The organism is Caulobacter sp. S45, assembly GCF_009765965.1.
Lineage (GTDB): Bacteria > Pseudomonadota > Alphaproteobacteria > Caulobacterales > Caulobacteraceae > CAHJWH01.
Genome location: NZ_LMUL01000006.1, coordinates 1 through 635 on the forward strand (window position 1 = coordinate 1; position 635 = coordinate 635).

Sequence of the window (635 nt, forward strand, 5' to 3'; positions counted from 1 at the left end):
AGACAGAACTCCCATTCGGGAAAGTCGCCGCTGTCGATGGCGTCCCAAAGGTCGCGGCGGTGGAAATCCGGATCGGCGCCGTTGATCTTCAACGCCTCGTCCCAGATCACCGACTGCGCGCCAAGCTTGGGCCGCCAGTGGAACTTGACGAAGGTGGACTGGCCCTTGGCGTTGATCAGCCGGAAGGTGTGGACCCCAAAGCCCTCCATCATCCGATAGCTCCGCGGAATGGCCCGGTCGGACATGATCCACATGATCATGTGCATGCTCTCGGGCGTCAGCGAGATGTAATCCCAGAAGGTGTCATGAGCGGTCTGCGCCTGCGGAAACTCCCGGTCAGGATCCTGCTTGGCGGCGTGGATCAGGTCGGGGAACTTGATCGCGTCCTGGATGAAGAAGACCGGGATGTTGTTTCCGACCAGATCGAAGTTGCCTTCCTGGGTGTAGAACTTCACCGCGAACCCGCGCACGTCGCGCGCCAGGTCGGCCGAGCCCTTGTTGCCGGCGACGGTGGAAAAGCGGGTGAAGACCGGGATCTTCTCGCCGGGGCGCTGCAGGAAGTCCGCGCGGGTGATGTCGGCGCAGGAGTCCAGGCACTCGAAGAACCCGTGCGCCGCCGAACCGCGGGCGTGCAC

1 protein-coding gene is annotated in these 635 nt (G+C 63.3%); it reads right to left on the bottom strand.

The window, feature by feature from the left end:
* A partial coding sequence (locus tag GSQ87_RS03835) for a catalase (RefSeq protein ID WP_158913384.1) occupies positions 1 to 635 on the bottom strand: 635 nt, incomplete at both ends.